The sequence below is a fragment of the Variovorax monticola genome, from assembly GCF_051216855.1.
GTDB lineage: Bacteria > Pseudomonadota > Gammaproteobacteria > Burkholderiales > Burkholderiaceae_C > Variovorax.
Window position 1 is genome coordinate 508,723 of sequence record NZ_JBPJZP010000006.1, and the last position, 25,278, is coordinate 534,000.

The window sequence follows — 25,278 nt, forward strand, 5'->3', positions numbered from 1 at the left end:
AGCAAAAGACGGCAAAGCCGATCAGCTTTAGCCAGAGATAGTCGCTGTAGTCCATCTCATCATTTTCCATCAAAGCCACCTCCGGGTGGCTTTTTTCATTTCAGGAGCCTGCATGGCCCAGTTCCTCGCGCCCATCATCAACGACCAACAGGAAGATTCCAATGGATCTCCGCTGTCTGGCGGGACCATTGAGGTTTACCTGGCAGGCACCTCTACCCCTGCCACTACCTACAACGACAAGGACGGAGCCGCAGGCCATCAAAACACTTGGCCAATCGTCCTAAACACACTTGGAGTGAACAACCAAGGGGCGGTTTGGCTGACTGGCGGGCAGGCATACAAATTTGTCATCAAGAATTCGCTTGGCATCCTTCAGCGTGGCGGTCCCCAGCTTGACAACATCAGCGGCATCAACGACAGCTCGACCTCTGTTGATCAGTGGGTTGCCTTCGCTGGCACGCCTACCTTCGTCAGCGCTACGTCGTTCACGGTGCCTGGCGACCAGACGCAGATCTTCGCCTTCGGTACTCGCGTCAAAACGGTGAACACGTCGGGCATTGTGTACGGCACGGTTGCGCGCTCGGTCTACACCTCCCTGACCACGGTCACCATCGTTCCTGACGGTGGCTCGCTGGATTCGGGCCTGTCGTCTGTCTCGGTCGGGCTGATCACGCCGGTGAATCCGTCGCTGCCCGGCACGCTGACTACGCCGCCTTTCCGGAATCGGATCATCAACGGGGCCAAGCGGGTTGACACGCGCAACAGTGGCGCAGCTTTGACCGTGGTGGCTGCCGCAGCCATCGCTTATTGCATCGACCGCTTTTACGTCTCATGCACTGGCGCGAATGTCACGGTTCAACGTGTGGCAGGGACTGGCTACCAGAATGCGGTCACGATCACGGGCGCCGCGGCGAACACCGGCACTTTGTATGGACACCGCATCGAGTCGACCAATTGCTACGACTGGGCAAGTCAGCAGGGCAATGTGCAGATCCCCATCTCGGCAACTGGCATCGCTTCCGTGACATGGAACGCCTACGTCGCCAATGCCACGGACAACTTCGCAGCAAAGACGTTGCTCGCTACTGGCACACTCGCGCTGACTGGCGCGGTCGAAACGAAGTTCTTCAGCTTCAACGCTGGGGCCAATGCGAATCGCGGGGTCGCTATCGAGTTCGTGACCGGCCCGCTGCTTGCAGGGCAGTCGATCACCTACCAAGGTGCGATGCAGGCTGAGGCCGGGCAACTGTCGCCATTCGAGAAGGTGGAGATCGGCGACGACCAGCGACGGTGTAAGCGATACGCCCAGTTGATCGGTGTTGGCATCATCTCCAATGTTACGAGCGGCGTGAACTACGGCGGCACTGTGACGCACCAGGAAATGCGGATCACCCCGTCTGTTGCCTTCGTTGCGGATGGAACGAGCGTGAGCTTTGCGGCTGGCGGCCTTAGTGTGACCCCGGTCAACGCATACGCAGCAGAGTTCTTCAAATCGGCCAATGCGACCGGCGCGGGACGCTTCTACAGCACCTATATCGCCACTGCGGAGCTGTGACGTGTACACGCTCTACCCCGACCGCGTGGTGAGGGATGACGGACTAGGCATCCCCTTTGAGCTGCTGAACTCGGACTATCGGGATTTCCTCGAATGGTGTTTGACGAACACGCCAGCGTCGCCCCCAGTCCCCACGCATGCCCAGCTTGTCGACCAGGCCAAGGCGGAGATCCGCACAGAGCGGCAACCCATCATCACGATCTGCGATGGGCTTCAGTCCTCTTGCTTGACCAAGGGCGACTTGCCCACAGCAACGGTCATCGAGACGGCCAAGCAAGCCTTGCGCGACCTGACAAAGATCGATCTCTCTTCTTGCACGACATACGAGGAAATGAAGATCGCCACCCTTGCTCGATACGCGCAGATCGCAAGCGCATCCCCGGCGCTGAAGAGCGCATTTTCGGAGGCTCTCAAATGACATGGCTCCTTCTTTCTCCCTGGATTCTCTGGGTGCTGTACGCCGCCGTGATGCGCCTGAAGCAGGTGCGTGATGCCGGAAAGCTCACCACTGCAATGAAGGTCTTCGGCTATCCGGCGCTGTTCGTCGGGCTGGCTGTCGACTTCGTTGTGAATGTGGTGTTCGGCACGCTGGTGTTCCTGCAGTTTCCGCACGAAATGACGCTCTCGCGCAGGCTCTGGAAGTTGAGCAACGGCGATGAGGGATGGCGCAAGAACTGGGCGTACTGGATTCGCTCGCAGCTTCTGGATTCGATTGATCCGGAAGGAGTGCACCGTGGCTAACGACACCCAACCCGCAGACCTCCCGAAGGCAAGAACATTGGTCGAATGGAAACTCCCCCTGTCGTGGATTCTTGGCGTCGTCGGCGTTTTCGCTGCCTTCGCCATCGGCCTCATCTTCCAGATTGGCAGCCAAGGCGAGACGCTGAAGGACATGAAAGACCAGTTGAAGGACATGAAGATTGCCATCAACGCAGGCAATAACCAAGCCATGACGCTGGCCGGTGAGATTGCAATCCTCCGCTTCCGCGTCGAGTCCCTTGAGTCCGACAGAAAGGCATCGCGATGAAACTCGTAGACGAATGGAAAAAGCTCTGGAAGGCGTGGACGGTCCAGCGCCGCGGTAGGCATTCTCATGCCGGATCTGCTTCAGGTCATTGCGGACAACACCGCGCTGATCCCCTGGTTCGATGACGGCTACAAGTCCGGGCTGCGCCTTGCATGCCTGGTGCTGATCATCCTCTTGCGCCCGGTGAAGCAAGAAAGCTTGAAACCATGAAAACCTCCAAGGTCGGTGTCGATCTCATCAAGCGTTTCGAGTCCTGCAGGCTTGTCGCCTACCCAGACCCGAAGACTGGCGGTGCGCCGTGGACTGTTGGCTGGGGCGCAACTGGCGCCGGAATCGGGCCGGGCACCATCTGGGAGCAGAGTCAGGCCGACGAACGGCTGATGCGGGACATCGGAGAGCGCGAAGACCTGGTGAGCGCTGCTGTGACCGTTCCGCTCACCCAAGGCCAGTTTGATGCGATGGTCAGTATCGTGTTCAACGTGGGGCAGGGCTCAAGCTCGCGAGACGGCATCATACGGCTCAAGGATGGCCGGCCATCAACGCTCCTGCGAAAGCTCAACGCTGGCGACTATGCAGGCGCATCGCTTGCATTCGACTCGTGGGTAAGCTCGGGGAGCAACGTCGAAAAAGGCTTGCGCCGGCGCCGTACCGCAGAGCGCGCGGTGTTCGAGTCATGACGCACATCTGCTGCATGTGCGGCTCAAGCGACCATGAGACTCGAGACTGCAAGTGGAGGCTCGCATGGCGCTGCTCTTGAATTGGCGCGCGTGGGTGGCCATCGCAATCGCTGCGGCCCTAGCGTTCTCGCACTTCACCGTGTACCGCGCTGGGCGTGCCGTGGTGCGCCAACAGTGGGACCGGCAGATCGCAGTCGACGCGGAGACCGCACGCAAGGCCGCCGACGCAAACCGCGCTATCGAGGCGCAAAGACAAACCCAAGTACTGGAGGCTCAGAATGCCGCAAAAACTCGTGAGGCTGGCCTCAGGACCGATCTTGGCCGCGCTTCTGCTGAGCGTGGCCGGTTGCTCGACGCTATCAAGCGCGCCACAGGTGGTGCAGTGCCCAGCAGTTCCGGCAATGCCAAGCCTCAGCCTGCCAATCCCATCGCAGACGTACTCGGAGCGTGCACGGCTGAAGTTCAAGAACTGGCAGGAGCAGCTGACGGGCACGCCAGCGATGTCCAAACCTTAGAAAGCAGTTGGCCGAAGCGCTAGCCCCTCGTGCCGATCACCGGCTCCAGAACGACGGACAGCCAGACGGAAACAGCCAAGACTGCGATGATGAGAATCGGGGCGGCGACGTAGGCGGGCATGGCTCAATCCTGTTCTGAAATGGTGCGGGATCAGGTTGGGAGATTTTGGCAGAACGTGGGCAGATTCAGCCGTCTCAAGCGATGGATGCAAGGGGTGCGCACAGGGAAAGCCGCTCGTGTAACATGCGCGCACAGTCCTTTTAATCCGTTGGTCACTGGTTCGAATCCAGTACGTCCTACCAGAACCTCCCGTCAGAGATGGGGTCTTGCTATCAATTGCATAGCGAGGCATTCGAACTGCACCCCTGGTCATCAAAAAACTATCGGCGGTGAATTCGCAAATTTCAAGCTGAAAATCTGGTTTTCCGAAAGACTCGAACCGGCAGAGCATCGGGTTTGGAGGCTTGAGCTTGCTGGTGCAATCCTGCTGTTGATTGCCGCCGAAAAATGATCCCCCAAATTTGGGTAGATAAAGCCTTCATCCACAGTTAGCTGAAATCGCGCAGCGACGGAGGCCCCAGTCGCTATCGAGCGGCAGTGGCCAGAGTGGCTGAACTCCTGTCTGTCTTGGGTCAGTAGGCACCCATGTAGTCGCGCTTACCGATCTCAATACCGTTGTGGCGCAAGATGGCATAGGTGGTGGTCACGTGGAAGAAAAACTGCGGCAGTCCATAGTGCAGAAGATATGCGCCTGCGGTCAGCTTCTTTTCCTTGGGGGTGCCGGCGCGCAATACGATCTCGCGGCTCTCGCTTGGATCAAATTGCTCAGACTTGAAGGAGCCGATATGGGCCAGAGCTTTGGCGATCAACGCTTGCAGGTCGGCGAAGCTGAACTCAGTGTCGGGCCAGGACGGCACCTCGGCACCAGCCAGGCGGGAGGCAATGCCCTTGGAGAAGTCTGCGGCGATCTGTACCTGACGTACCAGCGGAAACATGTCAGGGAACAGCCGCGCCTGCAGCAACGCATTGGGATCGATATTTTTTTGCGTCACGTGATCTTCGGCCTTCTTGAGCACGTCGGACAGGGCGCGCAGCATCTGCTGCATGACGGGAACGGAGGCGTTGTACAGCGGGCTGGTCATAGTGAGTTCACTTCTAAAATTGGGCACGATGGCCGAAGTTGGCGTGGCAGAGGCCCTGCCGACCATATAAGGCTAACAGCACAGGGCGAACTGAATCGCCCCGCTTTTGTGGACAGCTTTTCTTCCTGCTGGTAGTCGGAGCAGTTGCGTTGAAGGGCAGTTCGCTAGCAAGAGGCGGACGTCAATTGCAGACGCACGACAGACCGCGATCGCTGCGAAGCGGAAATTCACAGCCAAGCTGCACGCAAAGAAGAAGAGATGGGAATGAGTTCTTCACAACCGTCACTGTCGATAGCTGACGATACTTGCTTGTTTCCTCAATGGCTCTCGCTCGACGCGAAAGGCCGGGCATCGCGCGAGTGGCCAGGCTCTGAACAATCTCCCGGTCTTTGCCCGGCGCAAGCACCGTATGGTCGCACTTGGCATCGGCCAGGTGCATGGCAACATGAGAGTGGTGACCAACACATTTCAGTCGTCGGCTTTGAGGCCTTCCTTGCGCACGATGGCGGCCCAGCGAACAAGTTCCTCACGGTAGAACGTCGTGGCGTCCTGGGTGCTCATGGCGTCTGGCGCCAAGCCTAGCGTGTTCAGTTGCTTCAGAAGCTTTGCATCGGCGAGTGCGGTGCGAAGCGACGCGGCGAGCTTGGTGACAGCATCGGCCGGCATGCCGGCTGGGCCTCCGAGGGCATACCAGCTTGCAACGTCGAAGCCCTTGACGGTCTCCGACACCGCCGGAACTCCCGGAGCGAGCGCCGTGCGTTTTCCCATGGTCGAAGCCAGGATGTTGACCTTCGGCATCACCGGTGCAATCGATGGGGGCGTGCCGAATTGAACATCGAGCTGTCCTCCCAATAGCGCAGCGGCTGTCTCACTGCCACCCTTGTAGGGAATGTGCATCATCGAGATTCCGGCATCACGCTGCAGCACAAGCGCACCAAGATGCTGGGTCGTTCCGATGCCGCCGGCGCCATAGTTGATCTTGCCGGGATTCCTTCGCGCGCGATCGATGAGTTCTGCCAGGGTCGTGATGCCAGACGACTTGGGCACCGCGATCAACGTGGGGCCGCGCCCCACCATTCCAATCATGACGAAGTCGGAAGCGGGTTTGTAAGAAATCGACTTGTACATCGCCGGCGAGATCGTGTTGGTCGACGTCACCAGCATCAAGGTATAGCCGTCGGGCGGCGACTTGGCGACGACCGAGGCAGCCAGCGTCGTGCCCGCGCCTGGTCGGTTCTCGACGATCACCGCCTGACCAAGCGTCTTGCCCATCGAGTCGGCAAGAACCCGTGCCACGCCGTCCGCACCTCCGCCCGCGGTGAATCCGACGATCAGCTTGATCGGGCGCTCGGGCCATGCCGCCTGCGCGGCCGAGCATGTGGCGACAAGGGCCAGCGTCGCCAGGCATCGGGTACCCGCCTTGCGAAGAAAAATACCGTTCATGGGAGTTTCCGTTTATGTAAGTGAAAGAAAGGCGAGCAGGGCGCGGGTCGACATGCGATGAAAGCGGAGGCAGGTTTTCAGGAACAGGGCGCCATCGCGCCGCCCCGCAGCGGCTCCTCCCCAATCCAGGCAGTCTTCGACCTTTGCGGAAAACTCTACATCGCTCAGCGGCTGCGAAGCCGAACCGTGCAACTGCTCGACACGCTGACTCAAGATGCGCCCATCGCGCAGACGCAGGGTGACGTCTGCCCAGCGAGGGGCTGCGGGCCCATCGTCATCGCGCCAACGCACCTGGTTGAAGAAGCGCTGGATCTCGGGGCGTTGAACCGCCGCGTCCGTGAAGCTGGTAAGCCGAACGGCCCCATCGGACAACGCCGCGGCAATGGCATAGGGCAGGCTGAACTTGCCCTCCAGTCCCAGAGATGGGCGCGGGTGGACCAGCGGGAGCAGTCCGCCCCGGCTGCTGACCACCTCCACGGTTTCCACGTCCTGCAGGCGAATACCGTGCGCGGAACGCAGCGCCAGCACGGCATCGATGGCGCGGTGTGTCGCGTAGCACATGGGGTACTGCTTCACATCAAGCCCGCTGCGCTCGATTTCCAGCGGCGAGTCACCGAGCCCGGCCAGCACCGTCTCGACGGACTCTCCGTTTCCGTAGAGCGCCAGGTATCCGTTCGGCCCGTCCAGTGCCATCTCCCCGGCAGTGAAGCCTTCTGCGGCAAGGCTCGCTGCACGCACTGCCGCGCCGCACGCGTGTCCGGCCTGAAAGCTCTTTCCCTCGGTGCCGACGTTCTCACGTGAACCGGCGGCCTGCGCCACCGCCATGCCGATGGCATGCGCGATCTGTCGCGCGTCAAGTTGCAACAGATAGGCGCACGCAACGGTCGAACCGATCACGCCGATGCTGGCAGTCGAGTGCCAGCCTTTTTCGTAGTGAGTCGTGGCGATGCCACGCGACAGCTTGCAGATCACCTCGAGGCCGACGACAAAGGCCGCGACGACGCGCTGCCCGGGCAGATCCCGTTGTTCTGCCAGTGCCAGCAAGGCAGGCCAGAGCACCACGCTCGGATGACCTCGCATCGGCACCGTGACATCGTCATAGTCGAGCACGTGCCCGGCCACGCCGTTCCACCAAGCCGCGATTTCAGGCGCCGCGTATTCCGGGCGTCCCCACAGCCCGACCAGCGTGTCGCCGCAGCTGTCATGTGAAAGCAGGCCCGCCGATTTCAGGTAGCTCAGCGCAGCTTGCGGCGCTGCCTCGTTGCGACCGGCAAACGCCACGGCACAGGTATCGGCCAAGGAGCGGCCGGAAAGAAGAATCTGCCGGGCAGTCAAGCGCGCACTGTCGAAACCGCATGCGAACTGCGCGATGCGCTCTGCAGCGCTTGTTTGAGTCGATGTCATGACTTTCTTTCTTTCGCCGTGCACTACTCCGGCTTGACGCCGGCGGCTGCGGCCGCGCGAGCCCACTTGCCAACCTCGGCTTGCACAAACTGGTTGAACGCGGTCACACCGAGTGGCCTGGGCTCGCTGCCCCCCACGCGCACCGGCGTCATGGCCTTGTCGTTCCTGATAGCCGCCTGCATTGCGGCATTGAGCTTTTCCACCGTCGCGGCGGGTGTGCCCGCGGGTGCGAAGAGCGCGCTCCATGAAGCGACCTCGAATCCCGGAAAGCCTTGTTCAGCGACGGTCGGCACCTTGGGCAGCAGCGAATAGCGGTCCTTGCTCGACACGGCAAGCACCTTGACCTTTCCGCTCTGAATCTGCGGCAGGACCAGCGAGCCGGCATCGAACATCAGCTGCACGTCGTTCGACAACAGCCCGGTGAGCGCGGCAGGGGACCCCTTGTAGGGCACGTGGAGCAGATCCATGCCGGTTTCGGACTTGAGGATTTCCATCGCCAGATGCGCCGTGATGCCCGCGCCGCCCGAGCCGAAGCTCAGCGTCTTCGGGTGCGCCTTGGCATAGGCGATCAGCTCGGGCAACGTCGTCACGGGCAGCAACGCGTTGGCGACCAGGTAGAGGCGCCCGGTTGCACCCAGCGCCACCGGCGCGAAATCTTTCAAGGTGTCGTAGGGCAGCTTGGCGTAGATGGACGGATTGATCGCCATCTGGCCGGAAGTTCCAAACAGCAGCGTGTAGCCGTCGGTCTCCGCGGACTTGACTGTCTGCGCCGCGATGATGCCGTTGGCGCCGGGCTTGTTGTCGACGTACGCGGGTTGCCCGAGCGATTGCTGCAACGCCCCCGCGTAGGCGCGGGCCGTGACATCGACGGTCTGGCCAGGCGGGTAGCCCACGACGATGCGGATGGGACGCTTCGGAAAATCCGAGCCGCCGTGGCCCGACTGTGCGAAGGCATGCAGGATCGGCAGCGCTGCGGTCACGGCACCGGCACCTGCGCGCAGGACGGATCGACGGGTTGGAGAAAAGTGCGAGACGATCATGTGCTCCTCATGCTGCGGCGCGCATGCGCCAGGTCGGGACGTATGCAATGCCGTGCATGAGCCGGCGCGCGGTTCGGCCAAGACCGAGCCGCTCGTAGGTAGCGCCTTCGGCACCGGCACCGGGATTCGCACGAACGACGACCGTCATCGCACCGAGCGGATGGCCGATGCGAAGTTCATCGGGCTCGCCGCCGACCGCGCCGCGGCAAGCCTCGTGCACCAGCGTGCCCGGAATGCGCGACATGGCGGCAGTGCACATGGACCCTGTGCCCGCCATGCTCTCGTGGCACTTGTTGTAGAACACCAGGCGAGCCCGCAGGTCTATCGCACCCGCAGTCACCTCGACATCGTTGCTGCCCGTGTAGGTCTCCGGGGGCGCCACCATGACCGCGAGGGGAAGGGCGGGGGATACGCTTTCCGCCTCACGCCAGTCCTTGCACAGACCGATGGCTTGGGCTGCCTTGCCGCGAAGTTCGAGCAGCATCGCAATGAGGGCATCCGATGCATTGATGTCATCAGGAAGCTCGCTCCCGGTCGCACCGACATCGGCGGCGCGCACAAAGACGCAGGGGTTGGCGACATCGCCGATGGTGGCCTCGATCGTCCGACCGTCTTCCAGCACGATGCGGTCCACCAGGCGCCCGGTGGGCAGGACCTTGCCAGTCTTGGCGCCGGTCGTGGCGCTGTAGTCCAGGAAGACCAATGCACCCGTGCCGGGAATGCCGGGGATGGAGAAGCTTCCTTCCACGCTCGCACGGCCATTCACGACCGGCACATGGGCGATGAGAATCTTCTTTGTATTGGTGTTGAAGATCCTGATCTGGGCGACTGGCCCCTCTGGAGGCTCGATCAGGCCGCTGTCGATCGTGAACGGCCCCACGCCCGCCGAGATGTTGCCGCAGTTGCTCGTGTAGACGACGATTTCGCGTCCTGGAGGGACGATGCCATAGGTGTAATCCACGTCAGCATCGGGCCGCGAAGAGCGGCCGACGATGGCGAGCTTGGCGGTCACCAGGCGCGATCCGCCAAGGCCGTCGAGTTGAAGCAGGTCGTCGCTGCCGACCAGCGCCTTGAGTACTGTGTCGCGCTCTGGTCCGGGCGGCGGCAGATCCTCACTCTTGAAATAGAGGCCCTTGCTGGTCCCGCCTCGCATCAACGTGCAAGGGATGCCGATCTGTCCGGCGTTCTGTTCATTCGTCAACACGGCTTGTCTCCGTCAGGTTTTGTGATTCGGTCGTTCAGTGATGGGGTGGGTCGATGCGTGCGCCGGCGACCGGTGCCCAGATCCAGGGGCGCGCCAGCCGGTCCGTCGCTTGCCATGCGGCAATGGCGGCGCGGCGCTGCAGCGTGCGTGTGACGTCGTCCATGCCGTCCAGCAGTGCCTGACGCTTCATGGCATCGACAGTGAAGGGCTGGCGGTGGCCGTGGGGAAACTCGATACGACAGGCGTGAAGGTCAACCGTGACCGATGCGCAGCTGGCCACCTGGTCGGCGAGCCGATCCACCGTCGCGCGTGGCAGGGCGATCGGCAGCACGCCGTTCTGGAAGCAGTTGCCGAAGAAAATGTCGCCGAAGCTTTCTGCGATGACGCAACGGATGCCCCGGCTGGCCAAAGCCCAGACTGCGCCTTCGCGCGACGAGCCGCAACCGAAGTTGCGTCCCGCCAGCAAGATCGGCGCGCTGCGAAAAGGCGGCCTGTTGAGGACGCAGTCGGCGTCTTCCGAGCCATCGGCGGAAAAGCGCAGGGCTTCGAAGGCGTAAGGGCCCAATTGGTCGCGCGGCAGCTCGGTCAGCCTGTTGATGCGGATGATCACGTCGGTGTCGACGTTGTCGAGCATCAGTGGTGCGGCGTTGCCTTTGAGAGTGTTGAAGGGTTGCATCTCAAAGCTCCCGGGGGTCTGCAATCGCGCCAGCCAGTGCGCTGGCCATGGCGGTCGCAGGGCTCGCCAGGTGCGTGCGTACGCCAGGCCCTTGCCGGCCGACAAAATTCCGATTCGAGGTAGACACCACGCGCTCGCCCGGCGCCGCGACTTCGCCGTTCGCGGCCACGCACATGCTGCAACCGGGCTCGCGCCAATCGAAACCCGCCGCGCGGAACAACACGTCCAGGCCTTCGCGCTCCGCCGCACGCCTGACGGCCTCCGATCCCGGCACAACCCATGCCCGGACATGCGGGGCGACCTTGCGGCCGCCGATCAGTCCCGCGGCTTCGCGCAGATCGGAGAGACGCGAGTTCGTGCAGGAGCCGATGAACACGCGGTCGATGCGAAGGCCCTTCAAGGTGTCTCCGGGACGAACGTCCATGTACGTCAAAGCCTCTTGCCAAGCTTGCTGCTGGGCGGGTCCGTTGGCAAATTCCGGAGAGGGCACGTTGCAGGCTACCGCCACCACCTGCTCCGGGCTCGTGCCCCACGTCAGCATTGGCGTGACGTCGTCGGCCTCGATATGCACTTCGCGGTCGAAGTGCGCATGCGGATCGGAGCGCAGCGTGCGCCAGTGCGCCATCGCCGACAGCAGCAGTTCGCCTTCAGGTGCGAAAGCGCGGCCTTGGAGGTAGTCGAAAACCCGCTGGTCCGGGGCGATCATGCCCACCTTGGCGCCCATCTCGATGGAAAGGTTGCAGACAGTCATCCGCTCTTCCACCGACATCGCTTCGATCGCCGGGCCCGCGTACTCCACGGCGTACCCCGTGCCCGCTGATGCGCCCAGTTTCCCGATGGTGGACAGGATCAGGTCTTTCGCGGTCACGTCGGGCGCCAGTCGCCCGTGGTACACGATGCGCATGTTCTTCGGCTTGCGCTGCATCAGCGTTTGCGTCGCCAGTGCGTGCATCAATTCCGACGAGCCGACACCGAATGCCAGCGCACCCAGCGCGCCGTTGGTGCATGTGTGGCTATCCCCGCAGATGACCGTGCTGCCGGGCTGCACGATGCCCAGTTCCGGTCCGATCACGTGGACGATGCCCTGTCCTGGCTGGCCCAGGTCGAAGAAGCGAATGCCGTGTCGCCGGCTGCCATCCCTCAGCCGTTTCAGCAGCGGGGCACCCGGCGGGAAGGTCTCGGCTGTTCGGCCCGGTGCCGACGACACCGCATGGTCTGGAGTGGCGAACGCTAGCTCCGGCGACACGACCGGCAACTGCCGTGCCTCCAGGTCGGCCATGCCACGGGGCCCCGAGAGGTCGTGCAACAGATGTCTGTCGATGTGCAGCAGGGCCCAGCCGTCACCCAGGTCTTCGATGACATGTGACTGCCAGACCTTGTCGAACAGCGTGGAGGGAGCGCAAGAGCTCACGGTGCGGCCACCTCGTGCGGGGCATCGCGAAAGCGTGTGCGGATGTCGTTCCACTCATCTGCCCCAAAGCGCCGGAAGCGCTCGGCAACCAGCATCATGTGGGTCGATGTTGGCGGCCTGCGCTGCTCGCGCAGGTCCTTGAGTGCCTGATCGCAGGCGCCCATCACAGCGCCGAACAGCAGGCTGGGCAGGATCGCAAGGCGGTATCCCATCTGCTGCGCTTCATCCAGGCCCATGTCCGGCGTCTTGCCGGCGCGAACGATGTTCAGCAGGCACGGGCCTTCGACGCGCCTCGGGATGAGTGCGAGTTCCTCCAGGCTTTGCGCCGCCTCGACGAAGGCGATGTCGGCGCCGGCCCGCAGGGCGGCGTTGGCGCGTGCGATGGCTTCGTCCATGCCGACCACGGCCCGCGCATCGGTGCGCGCGATGATGAGGAAATCAGGGTCTACGCGAGCCGCCACGGCCGCGCGAATCTTCGCAACGAAGTCTTCGCGCGAGACGATCTCCTTGCCATCCAGATGGCCGCAGCGCTTGGGTGCAAGCTGGTCCTCGATGTGAAGGCCCGCAACGCCTGCCCGTTCGTACTCGCGCACGGTGCGGGTCACATTGAGTTCATTGCCGTAGCCGGTGTCGGCATCCGCGATCACGGGAATCTTCACCGACTGCGCCATCACGCCTGCGGCCTGTGCCATTTCACCCATCGTCAGCAGCCCGAAATCGGGGAACCCGCGAGAAGCGGAGACGGCAGAGCCGGACATATAGGCCGCACGAAAACCGGCCTGTTCGATCGTGCGGGCGGTGATGGCGTCATAGCCCCCGGGGGCAGCGACGATCGCAGGCGCGGACAGAAGGGCCCGCAAGTCTTTTCTGGCTGATGACATGAATGCTTCCTCGAGCGACGACCGGATCGGTCATTGGTCATGATGTTAATACGTGTTAATTCTATAACGTTATAAATCTATAATGATGTAGCTCGATAGAATTTGTTTCTTTTCCACGCAAGCTCATGACAAAGTCCTCCGATGCCGGGTTGATGCCGAGAAAGAACGGGTTGCCGCTTCATCACCAGCTCTACGTGGTTCTGCGCGAACAGATCATGAGAGGGCTCTACGCGCCAGGCGCGCTGATTCCGAACGAAGCCCGGCTGGGAGAGCTCTTCGGGGTTTCGCGCATCACCGTGCGGCGCGCCGTGGCCGACCTTCATGCCGAAGGTTTGCTGGACAAACAACAGGGCAAAGGGACTTTCGTTCGCGTCGAACTGCCCGCCCAGCGCCCGGCGGCGACGCTGGGCTTTGTTGATGCACTGCGCCGTACCGCACTGAACACACAGGTGACGGTGCTGGATGTACAGACGCAAGATCCTCCCGCCATCGTTGCCGTGCAGTTGGAATTGCCCGCAGGACATGCGGCTGTCCATGCCGTGCGTTTGCGCTCATCGAACGGGATGCCGCTGATGCTCACCGATGCGTGGGTGCCCGACCGTTTCGCGTCGAACGTCACGCGCGCCAGGCTGAAGAAACAGGCCCTCTACGAGATCCTGATGGCACAGGGCATCGAGTTCGGGCGCGTCGTTCAAGAGATCACCGCAGTGCCGGCCGATCCGCAGCACTCCGCATTGCTGGGCGTGAACGTCGGATCGCCGATGCTGCGCCTGACGCGCGTGCTCTATGCAATAGACCGGGTCCCGGTGATGCACATCACCATTCATGTCTCGCCGGAACGCAGCCGGATCTTGATGGACGTAGCGGTGGAGAGCCTGAATACCCTGGGAGCGGGGCAGATCACCCACGACGCGCCGAGGCTGTAGGGGCCGGTCGTTGCCCGGACCCCGCGCCCTGAACTACGGATCGAGCCGGATAGTCGCGGTCTTCACCAGCGACGCCCACTGCGCCGTGTCGCGGCGAATCTGGCTGGCCATCTGCTTGGCGCCGTCAGCGGTCGCGAGCGAGGTATTCCGGCGCAGCATGTCCGCCCGAAATGCCGGATCCGCAAGCAGTTCGCGCAGCGTGCTCGCGAGGACGGTTGCAACCGACGGGGGAACGGCCTTGGGCGCCAGCAGACCGCTCCAGCCCACCACGTCGAAGCCCTTCAGTTCGGGGATGCCTTGATTGCACGGAGGCTGGTACTGAGGTGCGACCGCCTCGGGGATGGGCGAACTGACACCGTAGGCGCGAAGGCGGTTGGCGCGGATCTGCTCATTGCCGGTTGACATGGCGTCGAACATCACCTTCAGGTTCTGGGCCGGAACGCTCGGGCTCGACAACAGCAGCAGTCCGTCGCTGCTCAGCAGTGCGATCGGCGCCAGGTCTTTCTCCACGTCGTAGCTCACGGTCTTGTTGATCAACTGCTTGCCGGGCTGAACGGAACAATGATCTTCACAGGTCTGATGGGGTAAATGACGAGGCCTCCCTGCGCCCAGGCCAACGTACAAGTGCCTGAGAAGAGAGCGAGCGCGATCAGCGGTTTCATTCTCACGGTCTGTCTCCTTTTCTTTTTGTTCAGCGCGCGACCTGAAGGCGATCCGCGGGCAGTTGCAAGCTGCGAGCGAGCGATGCCGCAGAGGGTTCCTGCCGAAGGGAAAGGATGCTTTGTGCGAGCCGTGTCGCATGGTCCTTGCCGTAGACGGGCTAGGCAAGCGACATGAACTTCTGCTGAATCCGCGGGCGTCCCAATAGCGTGGAGGCGTTCCCGATCGGAAGCATCACCTCGATGGCGAGCTCCGGCGCGCCATGCACGCTGAGCCGGCATCCGGCGCCCGGAAGGTCCTTATCGACACTGACCTGCATGTTGGCCGCCAGTCTTTCGATCGGCTGCGCCCAGGCACTCATGGCTCTGCCAGTCGGCTCGTCCGTCGAGCTAAGCCGTTGCCAATTGGAAGTGAACGCTGAACTGGCCATCGACGATGTTGCGTAGCGCTACCTTGTTGGCCCGCGGCTCACCAACGATCTTGAAGGCCGTGGGTGAAAGCTGGATTCGAAGCGCCGCATCCTTTCGCTGCGCGGGTGCGCAGCGCTCGCGCAGAGCCAATGCCGCGTCGATGGCGCTGAGCGACTGAAAGCCTTGAACGCGATGCGCAACTTGTTGCTGGAGATTCGTGATCCCGACTTGCATATTCCGACATTCGAATTTCAGATCTCTATGCCATGGGCATCATGGCGTGCCAGCAGCTTGCTGAACGACTACCCTTCGCCTACGCAGTTGCATGAGGTAGTTCGGTTGGAAGTCCGCGGCGAAGTGGCTGCTCGGCATCCAATCGAACTCGCGCGTTTGAGTTCGGTGGAGTCCAGGGAGCAGAACGAACAGAGAGAGAGGTTTCTCAGTCAACCCGTTTGTGTGCATATTCCGAGTCAGGAAACCTGCTTCGCTAAATTGCAGTTGTTCCTGAAGTCATCGGCGCATCGGAGCGCAAAAGCTACGCCGACGCATCAAATTTTTCCTGCCGCACTTTCCCGGGGATAGGCACTCGACATAGCGGTGCAAAGTCCGCGGCCGCTGAGCCACTGGATCGGCGTCGAGACCCTGCCGGAATGATGGGCTGACCCCAGAGAACTCGAAGCCCTGGCGGGGCGAAGAGTGGGGCGAATCGCGGCGTGCAATGGCACATTGGAGTCGAGCATTTAGGCTGATTGCGATGATGAGATAGCAACGCCTGCTGCCAGCGAGATTGAGCCACAGAGGCTCTCAAAAATTTAGGATGAATCGTAGAAGAACCTGAGAGCGCAACGGGAAAAAAGCGCAAAGTCGTTTTCAGGCCATATGCGACTTGATTAGACGGCCCCTTGATTCGTTGGTTGAAGAAATTCGAGTCAGCGGTTCGGGTCGAATTGACCGAATCCAGTATGCTCGACATTTCCTCAGCGGCCGCCGAGTACAGGCCGAGCGTCGTCGTTGCATTGGTCATGCTTCATTTTTCTGAAGCACCTCGGGTGCAGCGGCGGTATGACGGGTGTCTATCTATGACGCATGGCTGATCGAATGCAGCTTTGAATTCGGTGCTGAGCAAGGTCACTTTTTTCGGTATGAGCAACCGATTCAGAAGCCCCAAAAAGGCGCTATGCTGCCTCGCTACAGCGCTACGCCAGTCGCCCGATTAGTCCGTATGCAGCTTCAGGCTGTAGTTGACAGGCACCCATTGATAGGCGCCGCCTTGTGCACGCACATGTCCCATCCCTGGAAATGCAATGTGCGCCGCGCCGATCAAATAGCCTTTCTTGGCGGCATCTGAAAGAATCTTCTCGCGCTGCAACGCGGCGGCCTTCTGGTCGGCGTCGAACTTAATCGTGACACTCGGCTTTTGAAACTGCACTGGTTCGGCGTGAATCGTGTCTCCCCAAAACAGAATCTTCGCACCCTTGCTCTCAACGGAAATAAAGTTGTGCCCCGGCGTGTGGCCAGGCGCTGGCTCGGTCGTGATTCCAGGGAAGAGCTGCGACGCGCCATCGACGATCTTGACTTTGCCTGCGTCTAGATACGGCGTAAGCGACCCGCGCCCTTGCTCGAATGAATGTTTCTGGTCTTCAGGTGCTTTGGCTTCTTTTGCACGGTCGAACCAGTATTCCCTGTCTGCCTTCTGCACGTAGACATCCGCGTTCGGGAACATCATTTTCCCGCCGACCACAAGACCGCCGGAATGATCCGCGTGAACGTGTGTGAGCAGTACTGCATCGAACTGGTCCGCGTTGTAGCCGGCGGCTTTGAGGTTTTCGAACAATCGGCCACCCCCTCCGGGTTTGAAGAGGTCGCCTGCACCAGTGTCAACGATCATCAACTTTGAACCCGTATTGATGACGAAGGCATTGATAGAAGTTTCAGCGGGAAGGGCTTCGAAACCGCTCTTCATCATCGCATCAATCTTCGCGACGCTTTCACCCTGCAGCAACTTGTCGAGCGGCACTTCGATCGTGCCATCCGAGATCGCTGTAATCTCGAAGTCACCAACCATCACGCGGTAGAAGGCGGGAGCTTGTTCATGGGTTTGCGCGGGACCTGCACTAGCAAGCGGATGCATCGTGAGTCCGACGGCGGCGACTGTCGCAATCGTGGAGAGAAAAAATGCGCTTCGGTATGCAGAGCGAACCGTGACTTGTCGGGCTACAAACTGGCACGTGAACGAAGTCAATGAAAAACAATTTTTGAGCATATTTTTCTTGAGCACATCAAACTCTTCGGTAGATCTCATGGGATACCTTGGTTTTTGGCAATAGTCTCAGAGTAAGGTACATATTGATGCGCGTCAGTGCGCGACCCAACATATGGAAAAATCGTTACGAGTTTCTAGCAGCGACAGAAGCTTGGCAGCGAGTTCCGGCTCTCAACGATGAAATCCATCTACTTTGAGAACGTCCTTCGCGTACGTAATCTCAGCCAGCGTGCTCTCGAAATTTGGCAGCGGCATGGTTCCCAGATCGCCGAATCTCAGATGTGCTTCGCGGAAAGCTCGATGATCCATTCACTCACTTTGCGCGGCATCTCGCAGTAGACATCGCCTTTCCGCCCACTAACTCCGCGGTCTCTAGAGTCGGCACGCTCGTTTGGATTTGCACAGCGGGCAGGCAGTGCCTTTTGCGAGAACGTAGGATTGACGCGGGTGGAAAAATCGATGTGGCTTCGGCTCGCGTGGGATCTTTGATTCGCCAGGTTCTCAGCTTTGTCCATCGATCGTTCACGTGAATCAATCGCGCTCAACCGATCGATCAGAGAACCTGAAAAATTGATGATTATTTGCGTTTGCGAGAAGTCCGATGAAGAAGTTGAGCCGTGGGCTGTGCCGACATCTTCAATGTGTGGGCTACCACACAGACTAACTTTTAGAAATCGACTATTTTTTCGACTTGTGGCGTGGACAAGTCGAATTTTCGCGCTGGTTCGATCTCCCGTTTCTTGTGAAGGAAAAAGCTACATGAAGCATTCGCACACATCTCGGGGTTGCAGGTTGAGCGCCGGGCATCACTTGTGGTCCCGCACCCTGACTCGCTTGTGTTCGCATTCATCAAATCCGTAAACACGTCAGATCAATCGACGGCGTGGCGGGCGTCTTGGACGAATGAGTTCAGCAGCTCGGAAAAGGCGGCGATAGCGCCTTGCTGCGCTTGCACCATCTGCGCCTGCGTTACGAGCTGCGACGCCAGTTGTGCCGTGAAGTCGCTCCAGGCTGCGCCCGGGCTCGTTACAGCATCCCCAGCCAGGTAGCGCAGCGGGTGTGGCGCCAGCCTTGCCTGCAGACGTTTGAACAACACGCGCCCGCCGAGGGCCGATCCTTCCACCACGTAGGCTCGCCCCCAGCCGTACGCCGAAGAGACTGGGGCCGTGAAATTCTTTTGCGTCCCTGGCTCGGGGAGTGTGTCAAGTCGCGATGCCTCCCCTGCATCCTCCAGATCAGCATCGAGCTTTCTCAAACGCTCGCCGATCCGATCAGCTGATGCCCGGAGGCTGCCTGTATTCGTCGCGTGAAGCATGGCCTGGCTCTTCATCAGCCAAGGCCGGAGTGTCTGAAGGTGCGAAACATAATCCGCGAGCACCGCTTGGTGCCTCCCGATAGCGAGCCCGGCGTCCAGCTTGGCGTGCAGCGAGCCCGTCGCTGCACGCAATTCCTGGAGCACATTGAGCGGGGGCCCAATGTTCGTCAGTGAGGTGTCTGGATCAGGGAAATGCATGCGACAGGGTACGCCGTACGCGAAGCAAGTGGATAAAAAGGTATCAAAACCAGGCACATGCGAGTACCCATGCGGCCCATGCGTGTCCCGTCCATTCCGCTGGTTCTGCTCATCTCGCACATGCTTCCCCCTTCGCCTCTACTGGCGCCGTTAGCCGTGAAGTGACGCGCGTCGAGGTCGATTTTTCGACCATCGACCTGGACGGTCCGCAGCTGGCTGATCTCCATCTGCTCGGCGCTCACGGGCTTACTGTCAGCCCCGCTGAGCTTGCCTTCGCGCTGCGCCTTGAGCCAGCCCTTTCTTCGCGCCGCGGTGCGTGAGGAAGAAGGCGTCGTGGCCTGCGGCAACAAGATTGACATCGTGCACAAAACATGACCTGATTCAACGGCACACCCATCCGCGAGTCAACCGTGTTCAAGCTTCTGCAGACATGTTTGGTAGTGATTGCAACCGGCGCTTTGTCCGGGTCTTGCCTGGCCGCGGTGCGACCGCCTGCACCCGAAGAAGCGCTTGAAGGCACGCTCTTTGCCGGATCGTCGAAGACGCTTTCGGGCGGCGCGCTGGCGTCGTGTGAGTTGAGCTTCCTGGCGCTGGTGCGCGATGTCCCCGGCAGCGACGATGCGCTGGTCAAGATCGGCGGCACCTTTGTCTTGCGCAGAGCCACCGACGGCATGGTGTTCTATGCATTGAAGCTGGGCCTCGTCGATGAGGTGAGGGGCCAGGAGGTGCCTTCGGCGCCCACCGAGGCGCTGGTGCTGGCACCCGATGGACGGGCGCCTTCTCCGCCGATCCGAAAAGAGTCGTCGCCGGGCTTTGCGCTCTACCTGGGCGACTTCGACGACGACATGGCCGCCGCCTACGGCGACATCGTCGGAAGGTACCGGCTGACCCTTCGTTTCAACCGGCGCGCCGGCGCGGAACCCCTCTTCGCGGTGATCGACCTCATGGTCAGCGGTTCGCGCATCTTGGGTGACGGCATGGTGCGCACGCGAAGCCATGCCACCGTCGACGGCTTCTCGGCCTGTACGCAGCAGTTGTTCCAGCGCCATTGACTGCGGACGGGGCGCAGACCGCGCCACCCGCCTACAGGATTTTCGCAGCAGTGCGTACGCCCGGCACCCTGTACAAGCAGACACTCCACAGTCCCTTTTCTCGACAAGGAGCAAGCGATGAAAGCACTTCTGCCCATCTGGATCATCGGCGCACCCTTCATCTGGCTGATCTTCGACTGGATGCGCACGCCCAAGCGCTGAGCGCTCGCCAACGCCTGCTAAGGCTGCGTCGACGAGATCTGCACCTGAACGTTGTCGCGCGCGGCCTCCACCGGCACCGACTCGCCGCGCAGGTCGCCCGTCTGGGGCATGGCCTCGCCGGTGCGCGACACGCGTGCGGTGATCACCAGCCGCGGCACTTCCGAGAGCTTCTTCCCGCCGTTCATCGGCGAGGTGCCGTCCAGCTTGAAGCGCAGGGGAAACTGCGCGGCGCTGTAGCGCGCGGCGGCAAGCGGCATGCCCACGCCGCCCACCTCGCGGGCGAAGACGAAGACCGTGTCCGTGGGCCGCACCGACGCGGCCAGCTCGGGCGAAAGGCCGATGGTGCCGGTCACCGCGTCCGCGAACAGCGGCGCTCCGGCGCGGGACGCCTGGCTGGCCTGCAATGACTTCTGCACCTGGGCCTGCTCCGCCCGCAACACCGCGTCGTCCGGCGCGAGCGCCAGCGCCAGGTCATAGGCGCGGTTGGCGCTGTCGTAGCGCTGTATCGATGCGTACGAGCGCGCCACCAGCGTCCAGCCCGCCACATCGATGGTGCCGGGCGCCTGGCCCTGCATGCGCACGACCATGCCGTCGAGCATCTCCTGCACCGATTCGGCCGAGGGTTCTGTGGCCGTAGCGGTGGCGGGCGACCGGTCCGAAGAACCGGCGGCAACGGACGCAGCTTCTGGCGACGGCGCCACCTGCACCGCATCGATGTCGCCGAGGAAGCCGTACACACCGAACGCGAAGACCGCGACCGCGGCTGCGAGCCCCACGCGCGTGCGCCTCGACAGCGCGACGGCCGGTCCTGCAACGGCCTGCCGCACCGGCCCCGACAGCATCAGCCAAGCGAGGGCGACGAGCCCGGCGGCGGCGATCCAGAAGGCGGTCATGACGCGGGGGCGCCGCGCCCATGGCGGCGAACGATGCGCACCAGCGCAAGCAAGGCGCCGGCCAGCAGCACGAAGGGCCCGATCCACAGCAGCGCGGTGGTGGCGTTGAAGGCCGGCCGGTACAGCACGAAGTCGCCGTAGCGCGCGACCATGTAGCTCTTGACTTCGTCGGCGCTGCGCCCTTGCGCGAGCTGCTGGCCGATCTGCGCGCGCAGGTCGATCGCCAATGCGGACTGCGATGCGGCGAGCGTCTCGTTCTGGCACACCAGGCAGCGCAGCTCGCCTGCAATCGCCTGCACGCGAACTTCGAGTTGCGGGTCGGCAGCCAGCGGCTGCGCCTCGCCGGCCAGCGCGGCTGAGGCGGCCAGCGCCCACGCGCAGCCCAGGAGCAGGGTGCGGCTAGCCATCGAGCTTCCTCACCAGCGGCATCACCGTGTCGCGCAGGGTTTCTGGGGTGAGCGGGCCTATCACCTTGTGGCGGATCACGCCCTGCTTGTCGATCACGAAGGTCTCGGGCACGCCGTACACGCCGAAGTCGATGCCCACCAGCCCCTCACGGTCCGACAGCGACGCCACATAGGGGTTGCCGAAGCGATCGAGCCAGCGCAGCGCATCGGCCGGGGCGTCCTTGTAGTTCAGGCCGTAGATCGGCACTTCGCCGGTGCGGGACGCATCGAGCACCAGCGGATGCTCCAGCCGGCAGGCCACGCACCACGAGGCCCACACGTTCAGCAGCCAGACCTTGCCGCGCATGTCCTGCACGGACAGGGTGCGGCCGGGCTGCTCCAGCACCGGCAGCGTGAAACCCGGGGCCGGCTTGCCGATGAGCGGCGAGGGCACCTCGCGCGGCTTGAGCGTGAGGCCGGCGGCCATGAAGGCGACCAGCACGCCGGCAGCCAGCAGGGGGATGGCGGCGCGCCTCATGGATGCCTCGTTTCGTTCATGAAGGCCGCCACGCCCTTCATGGCGGGCAAGGCCGTCAGGCTGGGCAAGGGTTGCGGCTGCGGTGGCGCGTCGGCGTGCGCCGCAGCCTCGCCGGCCTGCGCGCGCCGCCGCCGCCGCGCGGGTATCGCCATCGTCCCGCCGATCGCCATCAGCAGGCAGCCGCCCCAGATCCAGCCGACGAAGGGCTTGTAGTGGATGCGCACGCTCCACTGCATCGGCCCGATCGGCTCGCCGAGCGACACGTACAGGTCGCGCGTGAAGTGGCGGTGGATCGCGGTTTCGGTCATCGGCGTGCGGGTCGCGATGTACAGCCGCCGCTCGGGCGCCATCATGGCCAGCGGCTCGCCGTCGCGCGTGACCGCGATGGTGGCGCGCGCGGCGATGTAGTTGGGGCCGCGCTGCTCGTTCACCCCCTGGAAGCGGAAGGCGTAGGCGCCCAGCGTTGCGGTGTCGCCCGGCCCCATGCGCACGTCGCGCTCCACCGAGTAGCCGCCCACGATGGTCACGCCCACCACGAACACCGCCACCCCGAAATGGGCGCAGAGCATGCCGTAGTAGCTGCCGCTCTGCGCCGCGAGCCTGGCCCCCCACATGCCGGGCGCATGGCCGCGCAGCTTGCCCGCCAGGTTGAGCGCGCAGGTGCTGGCGATCCACGCGGCCAGCATCAGGCCGAATCCGATCATCGGTGTCCAGCGGCCCAGCGCCAGCGGCGCGACGATGGCGCTGGCCGCGCTCACGCCCATGGCCCAGCGCAGCCGCCGCGCCAGGTCGCCCACCCGCGCCTGGCGCCATTGCGCCATCGGGCCGATGCCCATGAGGAACAGGGCCGGCGCCATCAGCGGCACGAACACCGATTCGAAGTAGGGCGGGCCGACCGACAGCTTGCCCAGGCCCAGCGCATCGACGGCCAGCGGGTACAGCGTGCCCAGCGCCACCGCCGCGCAGGCCACCAGCAGCAGGGCATTGTTGGCCAGCAGCATCGACTCGCGCGAGACCAGCTCGAAGCGCGCTGCCGACTCCAGCTTCGGCGCGCGCCAGGCAAAGATCGCGAGCGACCCGCAGACCACCAGCGCCAGAAAGACCAGGATGAACACGCCGCGCGTCGGGTCGGACGCGAAGGCGTGCACCGAGCTGAGCACGCCCGAGCGAACCAGGAAGGTGCCCAGCAGCGATAGCGAGAAGGCGACGATGGCCAGCAGCGCGGTCCAGGCGCGGAAGGCGCCGCGCTTTTCGGTGACGGCCAGCGAATGGATGAGCGCGGTGCCGGCCATCCACGGCATCAGCGACGCGTTTTCCACCGGGTCCCAGAACCACCAGCCGCCCCAGCCCAGCTCGTAATAGGCCCAGAAGCTGCCCAGCGCGATGCCGCAAGAGAGAAAGCACCAGGCCGCGGTGGTCCAGGGCCGCGAGGCGCGCGCCCAGGCCGCGTCGAGCCGGCCCGACAGCAAGGCGGCCACCGCGAACGCGAAGGCGACCACGAAGCCGACGTAGCCCATGTAGAGCATGGGCGGATGGATCACCATGCCCGGGTCCTGCAGCAGCGGCGTGAGGTCTTCGCCCTCGGCCGCCGCGGGCAGCAGGCGCTCGAAGGGGTTGGAGGTGAACAGCGTGAACAGCAGGAAGCCGCAGCTCACGAAGCCCATCACGCCCAGCACGCGGGCGCGCATGGCGCAGTCCACGCCGCGCGCGAACAGCGCCACGGCCAGCGTCCAGCCCGAGAGGATCAGCGCCCACAGCAGGATCGAGCCTTCGTGCCCGCCCCAGACGGCGGTGATGCGGTAGACCATCGGCAAGGCCGAGTTGGAATGCCGCGCCACGTAGAGCACCGAGAAGTCGTTCAGCGTGAAGGCCCGGGTGAGCGCCAGGTAGGCCAGGCCGACGAAGACGAACTGCGCCACCGCCGCCGGGCCGGCCAGCGCCATCCATGCCGCATTGCCGCGCGCCGCGCCGGCCAGCGGCAGCGACGCCTGCACCAGCGCCATCGCGAGCGCGAGCACCAGCGCGAAGTGGCCGAGTTCGGGGATCACGGCTCGGCCACCTCCAGCCGGCCCTGCAGCTTGCCCTGGCGCGCTTTCTTCAGCGCCTCGGCGGCCTCGGGCGGCATGTAGTTCTCGTCGTGCTTGGCCAGCACCTGGTCGGCCCGGAACACGCCGTCGGCGCCCAGCCGGCCCTGCGCCACCACGCCCTTGCCTTCGCGGAACAGGTCGGGCAGGAGGCCGGTGTAGACCACCGGCACGGTGCGCGCGGTGTCGGTCACCACGAAGTGCACCGTCAGGCCCTGGGCGCTGCGCCGGATGCTGCCTTCCTCCACCAGGCCGCCCAGGCGAAAGCCATGCTCCAGCGGCGCCTCTTTCGCCACGACCTGCGAGGGGCTGAAGAAGAAGACCAGGTTGCTGCGGAACGCGTTGAGCACCAGCGCGCTCGCGATGCCCACCGCCGCCAGGCCCGCGAGGATCGCCAGGCCGCGCCGGCCGCGCGCCTTCATGAGCCGACTCCAGCGCCGTCTTCCGGCCGCGCCGCACGCAGCCCGCGGCGCCTCGCGCGCAGCTGCACCGCTTCGAGCAGCACTACCAGCGCCGTCATGCCGAAGGCGCCCCAGACGTAGAGGCCGTAGCCGCCCATCGCGACGAAATCGCTCCAGCCGTTCCAGTTCATTCGGCCTCCAGTGCGCGGCGGGCCCAGGCCGTGCCGCGCTCGCGTTCAAGCATCAGGGTGCGAAGCCGCAGCAGGCTCACGGCGATGCAGTAGAGCCACACCGCCGCCACCATCACCAGCATGCCGGTGAGCATGGGCGTGGCCATGCTCGGCGCCTTCGAGAAGCTGACCGACGCGCCCTGGTGCAGCGTGTTCCACCACTTCACCGAGAAATAGATGATGGGCACGTTGACCACGCCCACCAGCGCCAGCACCGCGGCCGAGCGGTCGGCGCGCCGCACGTCGTCGATGGCGCCGTGCAGCGCCAGGAAGCCCAGGTAGAGGAACAGCAGGATCAGCTCCGAGGTGAGCCGCGCGTCCCACACCCACCAGGCGCCCCAGGTCGGCTTGCCCCACAGGGCGCCGGTCCACAGCGCCAGGAAGGTCATGAGCGCGCCCGTGGGCGCCAGGGCGCGCGCGAACATGGACGGCAGCCGCGCGTTGAAAGCCAGGCCGAGGCCGGCCCAGAAAGCCATCGCGACATACAGCACCATCGACATCCAGGCGACCGGCACGTGCACGAAAATGATCCGGTAGGCCTCGCCCTGCTGGGCGTCGGTGGGCGCGATGCCCAGCCCGATCACCAGGCCGGCCACGGCGAGACCGGCCGCCAGCAGCGCCGACGCCATCGCGATGCGGCCCGCCACCGGATAGAAGCGGGCGGGCGAGGCCAGCGCGAAGAGGCTGGCCGAAGGCGCTGTGCGCGAGGGCGATGCCGAGGTGGTGACCAAAGACATGGCGCGTC

The 25,278-nt window shown here is 63.3% G+C and carries 30 protein-coding genes; 9 read left to right on the forward strand and 21 right to left on the reverse strand.

Annotated elements, in window-relative coordinates:
- Nucleotides 1–112 precede the first annotated feature (112 nt).
- The 7 genes from ACSFA5_RS23515 to ACSFA5_RS23545 all read left to right on the forward strand — a co-directional run bounded on the left by ACSFA5_RS23515 (nucleotide 113) and on the right by ACSFA5_RS23545 (nucleotide 3,797).
- Nucleotides 113–1,555, forward strand: coding sequence for a hypothetical protein (locus ACSFA5_RS23515; RefSeq protein ID WP_435446445.1), 1,443 nt, complete (start codon nucleotides 113–115; stop codon nucleotides 1,553–1,555).
- 1 nt (nucleotide 1,556) lies between these two features.
- The gene (locus ACSFA5_RS23520) at nucleotides 1,557–1,973 is read left to right on the forward strand and encodes a hypothetical protein (RefSeq protein WP_435446446.1); all 417 of its coding nucleotides are present in this window, start codon (nucleotides 1,557–1,559) and stop codon (nucleotides 1,971–1,973) included.
- Entirely contained in the window at nucleotides 1,970–2,296 is a 327-nt protein-coding gene (locus tag ACSFA5_RS23525) for a hypothetical protein (RefSeq protein WP_435446447.1), read from the forward strand. The genes ACSFA5_RS23520 and ACSFA5_RS23525 overlap by 4 nt, the downstream gene beginning before the upstream one ends.
- Nucleotides 2,289–2,582: a hypothetical protein gene (locus ACSFA5_RS23530; protein WP_435446448.1), complete on the forward strand. Its 294-nt coding sequence runs from the start codon at nucleotides 2,289–2,291 to the stop codon at nucleotides 2,580–2,582. Before ACSFA5_RS23525 ends, ACSFA5_RS23530 begins: the two co-directional genes overlap by 8 nt.
- 66 nt (nucleotides 2,583–2,648) lie before the next feature.
- A complete protein-coding gene (locus tag ACSFA5_RS23535; protein WP_435446449.1) occupies nucleotides 2,649–2,792 on the forward strand; it encodes a hypothetical protein in 144 nt (47 codons plus the stop codon).
- The gene (locus tag ACSFA5_RS23540; RefSeq protein WP_435446450.1) at nucleotides 2,789–3,259 is read left to right on the forward strand and encodes a lysozyme; all 471 of its coding nucleotides are present in this window, start codon (nucleotides 2,789–2,791) and stop codon (nucleotides 3,257–3,259) included. Before ACSFA5_RS23535 ends, ACSFA5_RS23540 begins: the two co-directional genes overlap by 4 nt.
- A 64-nt stretch (nucleotides 3,260–3,323) precedes the next feature.
- Complete coding sequence (locus tag ACSFA5_RS23545; protein ID WP_435446451.1) at nucleotides 3,324–3,797, forward strand: hypothetical protein; 474 nt, start codon at nucleotides 3,324–3,326, stop codon at nucleotides 3,795–3,797.
- A gap of 610 nt (nucleotides 3,798–4,407) precedes the next feature.
- On the opposite strand, the gene ACSFA5_RS23550 is transcribed toward ACSFA5_RS23545, so the two are convergent.
- From ACSFA5_RS23550 to ACSFA5_RS23590, 9 genes are all read right to left on the reverse strand, one after another.
- Entirely contained in the window at nucleotides 4,408–4,917 is a 510-nt protein-coding gene (locus ACSFA5_RS23550) for a DUF1993 domain-containing protein (RefSeq protein ID WP_435446452.1), read from the reverse strand.
- 181 nt (nucleotides 4,918–5,098) lie between these two features.
- A complete protein-coding gene (locus tag ACSFA5_RS23555; protein ID WP_435446453.1) occupies nucleotides 5,099–5,356 on the reverse strand; it encodes a hypothetical protein in 258 nt (85 codons plus the stop codon).
- A gap of 29 nt (nucleotides 5,357–5,385) precedes the next feature.
- Nucleotides 5,386–6,360: a Bug family tripartite tricarboxylate transporter substrate binding protein gene (locus ACSFA5_RS23560; RefSeq protein WP_435446454.1), complete on the reverse strand. Its 975-nt coding sequence runs from the start codon at nucleotides 6,358–6,360 to the stop codon at nucleotides 5,386–5,388.
- Nucleotides 6,361–6,372: 12 nt separating this feature from the next.
- Complete coding sequence (locus ACSFA5_RS23565; protein WP_435446455.1) at nucleotides 6,373–7,764, reverse strand: MmgE/PrpD family protein; 1,392 nt, start codon at nucleotides 7,762–7,764, stop codon at nucleotides 6,373–6,375.
- 23 nt (nucleotides 7,765–7,787) lie between these two features.
- On the reverse strand, nucleotides 7,788–8,744 hold the full coding sequence (locus ACSFA5_RS23570) for a Bug family tripartite tricarboxylate transporter substrate binding protein (RefSeq protein WP_435446456.1): 957 nt from the start codon (nucleotides 8,742–8,744) through the stop codon (nucleotides 7,788–7,790).
- Between the two features lie 67 nt (nucleotides 8,745–8,811).
- Nucleotides 8,812–10,008, reverse strand: coding sequence for a 2-methylaconitate cis-trans isomerase PrpF family protein (locus tag ACSFA5_RS23575; protein WP_435446457.1), 1,197 nt, complete (start codon nucleotides 10,006–10,008; stop codon nucleotides 8,812–8,814).
- 34 nt (nucleotides 10,009–10,042) lie between these two features.
- A complete protein-coding gene (gene leuD, locus ACSFA5_RS23580; protein WP_435446458.1) occupies nucleotides 10,043–10,684 on the reverse strand; it encodes a 3-isopropylmalate dehydratase small subunit in 642 nt (213 codons plus the stop codon).
- A 1-nt stretch (nucleotide 10,685) separates the two neighbouring features.
- Nucleotides 10,686–12,095, reverse strand: coding sequence for a 3-isopropylmalate dehydratase large subunit (leuC, locus tag ACSFA5_RS23585; protein WP_435446459.1), 1,410 nt, complete (start codon nucleotides 12,093–12,095; stop codon nucleotides 10,686–10,688).
- On the reverse strand, nucleotides 12,092–12,976 hold the full coding sequence (locus tag ACSFA5_RS23590) for an isocitrate lyase/PEP mutase family protein (protein ID WP_435446460.1): 885 nt from the start codon (nucleotides 12,974–12,976) through the stop codon (nucleotides 12,092–12,094). Before ACSFA5_RS23590 ends, leuC begins: the two co-directional genes overlap by 4 nt.
- 125 nt (nucleotides 12,977–13,101) lie before the next feature.
- Between ACSFA5_RS23590 and ACSFA5_RS23595 the strand changes: the two genes are divergently transcribed.
- The gene (locus ACSFA5_RS23595; protein WP_435446461.1) at nucleotides 13,102–13,902 is read left to right on the forward strand and encodes a GntR family transcriptional regulator; all 801 of its coding nucleotides are present in this window, start codon (nucleotides 13,102–13,104) and stop codon (nucleotides 13,900–13,902) included.
- Nucleotides 13,903–13,935: 33 nt separating this feature from the next.
- On the opposite strand, the gene ACSFA5_RS23600 is transcribed toward ACSFA5_RS23595, so the two are convergent.
- From ACSFA5_RS23600 to ACSFA5_RS23620, 5 genes are all read right to left on the reverse strand, one after another.
- Nucleotides 13,936–14,439 (reverse strand): tripartite tricarboxylate transporter substrate-binding protein, encoded by a 504-nt coding sequence (locus tag ACSFA5_RS23600; protein WP_435446462.1) that lies wholly within the window; start codon nucleotides 14,437–14,439, stop codon nucleotides 13,936–13,938.
- A 283-nt stretch (nucleotides 14,440–14,722) separates the two neighbouring features.
- On the reverse strand, nucleotides 14,723–14,923 hold the full coding sequence (locus ACSFA5_RS23605; protein ID WP_435446463.1) for a hypothetical protein: 201 nt from the start codon (nucleotides 14,921–14,923) through the stop codon (nucleotides 14,723–14,725).
- Between the two features lie 28 nt (nucleotides 14,924–14,951).
- Entirely contained in the window at nucleotides 14,952–15,206 is a 255-nt protein-coding gene (locus ACSFA5_RS23610; RefSeq protein WP_435446464.1) for a hypothetical protein, read from the reverse strand.
- A 979-nt stretch (nucleotides 15,207–16,185) separates the two neighbouring features.
- Complete coding sequence (locus ACSFA5_RS23615) at nucleotides 16,186–17,274, reverse strand: MBL fold metallo-hydrolase (protein ID WP_435446465.1); 1,089 nt, start codon at nucleotides 17,272–17,274, stop codon at nucleotides 16,186–16,188.
- Between the two features lie 832 nt (nucleotides 17,275–18,106).
- Nucleotides 18,107–18,748 carry a biliverdin-producing heme oxygenase gene (locus ACSFA5_RS23620; RefSeq protein WP_435446466.1) on the reverse strand — a complete coding sequence of 214 codons (642 nt, stop codon included), beginning with the start codon at nucleotides 18,746–18,748 and terminating at the stop codon, nucleotides 18,107–18,109.
- A gap of 410 nt (nucleotides 18,749–19,158) precedes the next feature.
- Between ACSFA5_RS23620 and ACSFA5_RS23625 the strand changes: the two genes are divergently transcribed.
- The gene (locus ACSFA5_RS23625) at nucleotides 19,159–19,800 is read left to right on the forward strand and encodes a hypothetical protein (RefSeq protein ID WP_435446467.1); all 642 of its coding nucleotides are present in this window, start codon (nucleotides 19,159–19,161) and stop codon (nucleotides 19,798–19,800) included.
- Between the two features lie 218 nt (nucleotides 19,801–20,018).
- Here the strand turns inward: ACSFA5_RS23625 and ACSFA5_RS23630 are convergent, their stop codons facing one another.
- The 7 genes from ACSFA5_RS23630 to ccmC are packed head-to-tail and all read right to left on the reverse strand — an operon-like array spanning nucleotide 20,019 to nucleotide 25,270.
- Entirely contained in the window at nucleotides 20,019–20,894 is an 876-nt protein-coding gene (locus ACSFA5_RS23630) for a tetratricopeptide repeat protein (RefSeq protein ID WP_435446468.1), read from the reverse strand.
- On the reverse strand, nucleotides 20,891–21,301 hold the full coding sequence (locus ACSFA5_RS23635; protein ID WP_435446469.1) for a cytochrome c-type biogenesis protein: 411 nt from the start codon (nucleotides 21,299–21,301) through the stop codon (nucleotides 20,891–20,893). Before ACSFA5_RS23635 ends, ACSFA5_RS23630 begins: the two co-directional genes overlap by 4 nt.
- Nucleotides 21,294–21,818, reverse strand: coding sequence for a DsbE family thiol:disulfide interchange protein (locus ACSFA5_RS23640; RefSeq protein WP_435446470.1), 525 nt, complete (start codon nucleotides 21,816–21,818; stop codon nucleotides 21,294–21,296). The genes ACSFA5_RS23635 and ACSFA5_RS23640 overlap by 8 nt, the downstream gene beginning before the upstream one ends.
- Nucleotides 21,815–23,866 (reverse strand): heme lyase CcmF/NrfE family subunit, encoded by a 2,052-nt coding sequence (locus tag ACSFA5_RS23645; RefSeq protein WP_435446471.1) that lies wholly within the window; start codon nucleotides 23,864–23,866, stop codon nucleotides 21,815–21,817. The genes ACSFA5_RS23640 and ACSFA5_RS23645 overlap by 4 nt, the downstream gene beginning before the upstream one ends.
- Entirely contained in the window at nucleotides 23,863–24,324 is a 462-nt protein-coding gene (gene ccmE, locus ACSFA5_RS23650) for a cytochrome c maturation protein CcmE (protein WP_435446472.1), read from the reverse strand. Before ccmE ends, ACSFA5_RS23645 begins: the two co-directional genes overlap by 4 nt.
- On the reverse strand, nucleotides 24,321–24,494 hold the full coding sequence (gene ccmD / locus ACSFA5_RS23655) for a heme exporter protein CcmD (RefSeq protein ID WP_435446473.1): 174 nt from the start codon (nucleotides 24,492–24,494) through the stop codon (nucleotides 24,321–24,323). The genes ccmE and ccmD overlap by 4 nt, the downstream gene beginning before the upstream one ends.
- Nucleotides 24,491–25,270, reverse strand: a complete 780-nt coding sequence (gene ccmC, locus ACSFA5_RS23660; protein WP_435446474.1) for a heme ABC transporter permease CcmC — start codon at nucleotides 25,268–25,270, stop codon at nucleotides 24,491–24,493. Before ccmC ends, ccmD begins: the two co-directional genes overlap by 4 nt.
- Between the last annotated feature and the right edge of the window lie 8 nt (nucleotides 25,271–25,278).

Bases quoted from the DNA above. Each gene is read 5' to 3' on its own strand.
- ACSFA5_RS23515 (WP_435446445.1), top strand. From the start codon at position 113: ATGGCCCAGTTCCTCGCGCCCATCATCAACGACCAACAGGAAGATTCC.
- ACSFA5_RS23525 (WP_435446447.1), top strand. From the start codon at position 1,970: ATGACATGGCTCCTTCTTTCTCCCTGGATTCTCTGGGTGCTGTACGCC.
- ACSFA5_RS23535 (WP_435446449.1), top strand. From the start codon at position 2,649: ATGCCGGATCTGCTTCAGGTCATTGCGGACAACACCGCGCTGATCCCC.
- ACSFA5_RS23540 (WP_435446450.1), top strand. From the start codon at position 2,789: ATGAAAACCTCCAAGGTCGGTGTCGATCTCATCAAGCGTTTCGAGTCC.
- ACSFA5_RS23545 (WP_435446451.1), top strand. From the start codon at position 3,324: ATGGCGCTGCTCTTGAATTGGCGCGCGTGGGTGGCCATCGCAATCGCT.
- ACSFA5_RS23550 (WP_435446452.1), bottom strand. From the start codon at position 4,917: ATGACCAGCCCGCTGTACAACGCCTCCGTTCCCGTCATGCAGCAGATG.
- ACSFA5_RS23555 (WP_435446453.1), bottom strand. From the start codon at position 5,356: ATGCACCTGGCCGATGCCAAGTGCGACCATACGGTGCTTGCGCCGGGC.
- ACSFA5_RS23560 (WP_435446454.1), bottom strand. From the start codon at position 6,360: ATGAACGGTATTTTTCTTCGCAAGGCGGGTACCCGATGCCTGGCGACG.
- ACSFA5_RS23565 (WP_435446455.1), bottom strand. From the start codon at position 7,764: ATGACATCGACTCAAACAAGCGCTGCAGAGCGCATCGCGCAGTTCGCA.
- leuD (WP_435446458.1), bottom strand. From the start codon at position 10,684: ATGCAACCCTTCAACACTCTCAAAGGCAACGCCGCACCACTGATGCTC.
- ACSFA5_RS23590 (WP_435446460.1), bottom strand. From the start codon at position 12,976: ATGTCATCAGCCAGAAAAGACTTGCGGGCCCTTCTGTCCGCGCCTGCG.
- ACSFA5_RS23595 (WP_435446461.1), top strand. From the start codon at position 13,102: ATGACAAAGTCCTCCGATGCCGGGTTGATGCCGAGAAAGAACGGGTTG.
- ACSFA5_RS23605 (WP_435446463.1), bottom strand. From the start codon at position 14,923: ATGAGTGCCTGGGCGCAGCCGATCGAAAGACTGGCGGCCAACATGCAG.
- ACSFA5_RS23610 (WP_435446464.1), bottom strand. From the start codon at position 15,206: ATGCAAGTCGGGATCACGAATCTCCAGCAACAAGTTGCGCATCGCGTT.
- ACSFA5_RS23615 (WP_435446465.1), bottom strand. From the start codon at position 17,274: ATGAGATCTACCGAAGAGTTTGATGTGCTCAAGAAAAATATGCTCAAA.
- ACSFA5_RS23620 (WP_435446466.1), bottom strand. From the start codon at position 18,748: ATGCATTTCCCTGATCCAGACACCTCACTGACGAACATTGGGCCCCCG.
- ACSFA5_RS23630 (WP_435446468.1), bottom strand. From the start codon at position 20,894: ATGACCGCCTTCTGGATCGCCGCCGCCGGGCTCGTCGCCCTCGCTTGG.
- ACSFA5_RS23635 (WP_435446469.1), bottom strand. From the start codon at position 21,301: ATGGCTAGCCGCACCCTGCTCCTGGGCTGCGCGTGGGCGCTGGCCGCC.
- ACSFA5_RS23640 (WP_435446470.1), bottom strand. From the start codon at position 21,818: ATGAGGCGCGCCGCCATCCCCCTGCTGGCTGCCGGCGTGCTGGTCGCC.
- ccmE (WP_435446472.1), bottom strand. From the start codon at position 24,324: ATGAAGGCGCGCGGCCGGCGCGGCCTGGCGATCCTCGCGGGCCTGGCG.
- ccmD (WP_435446473.1), bottom strand. From the start codon at position 24,494: ATGAACTGGAACGGCTGGAGCGATTTCGTCGCGATGGGCGGCTACGGC.
- ccmC (WP_435446474.1), bottom strand. From the start codon at position 25,270: ATGTCTTTGGTCACCACCTCGGCATCGCCCTCGCGCACAGCGCCTTCG.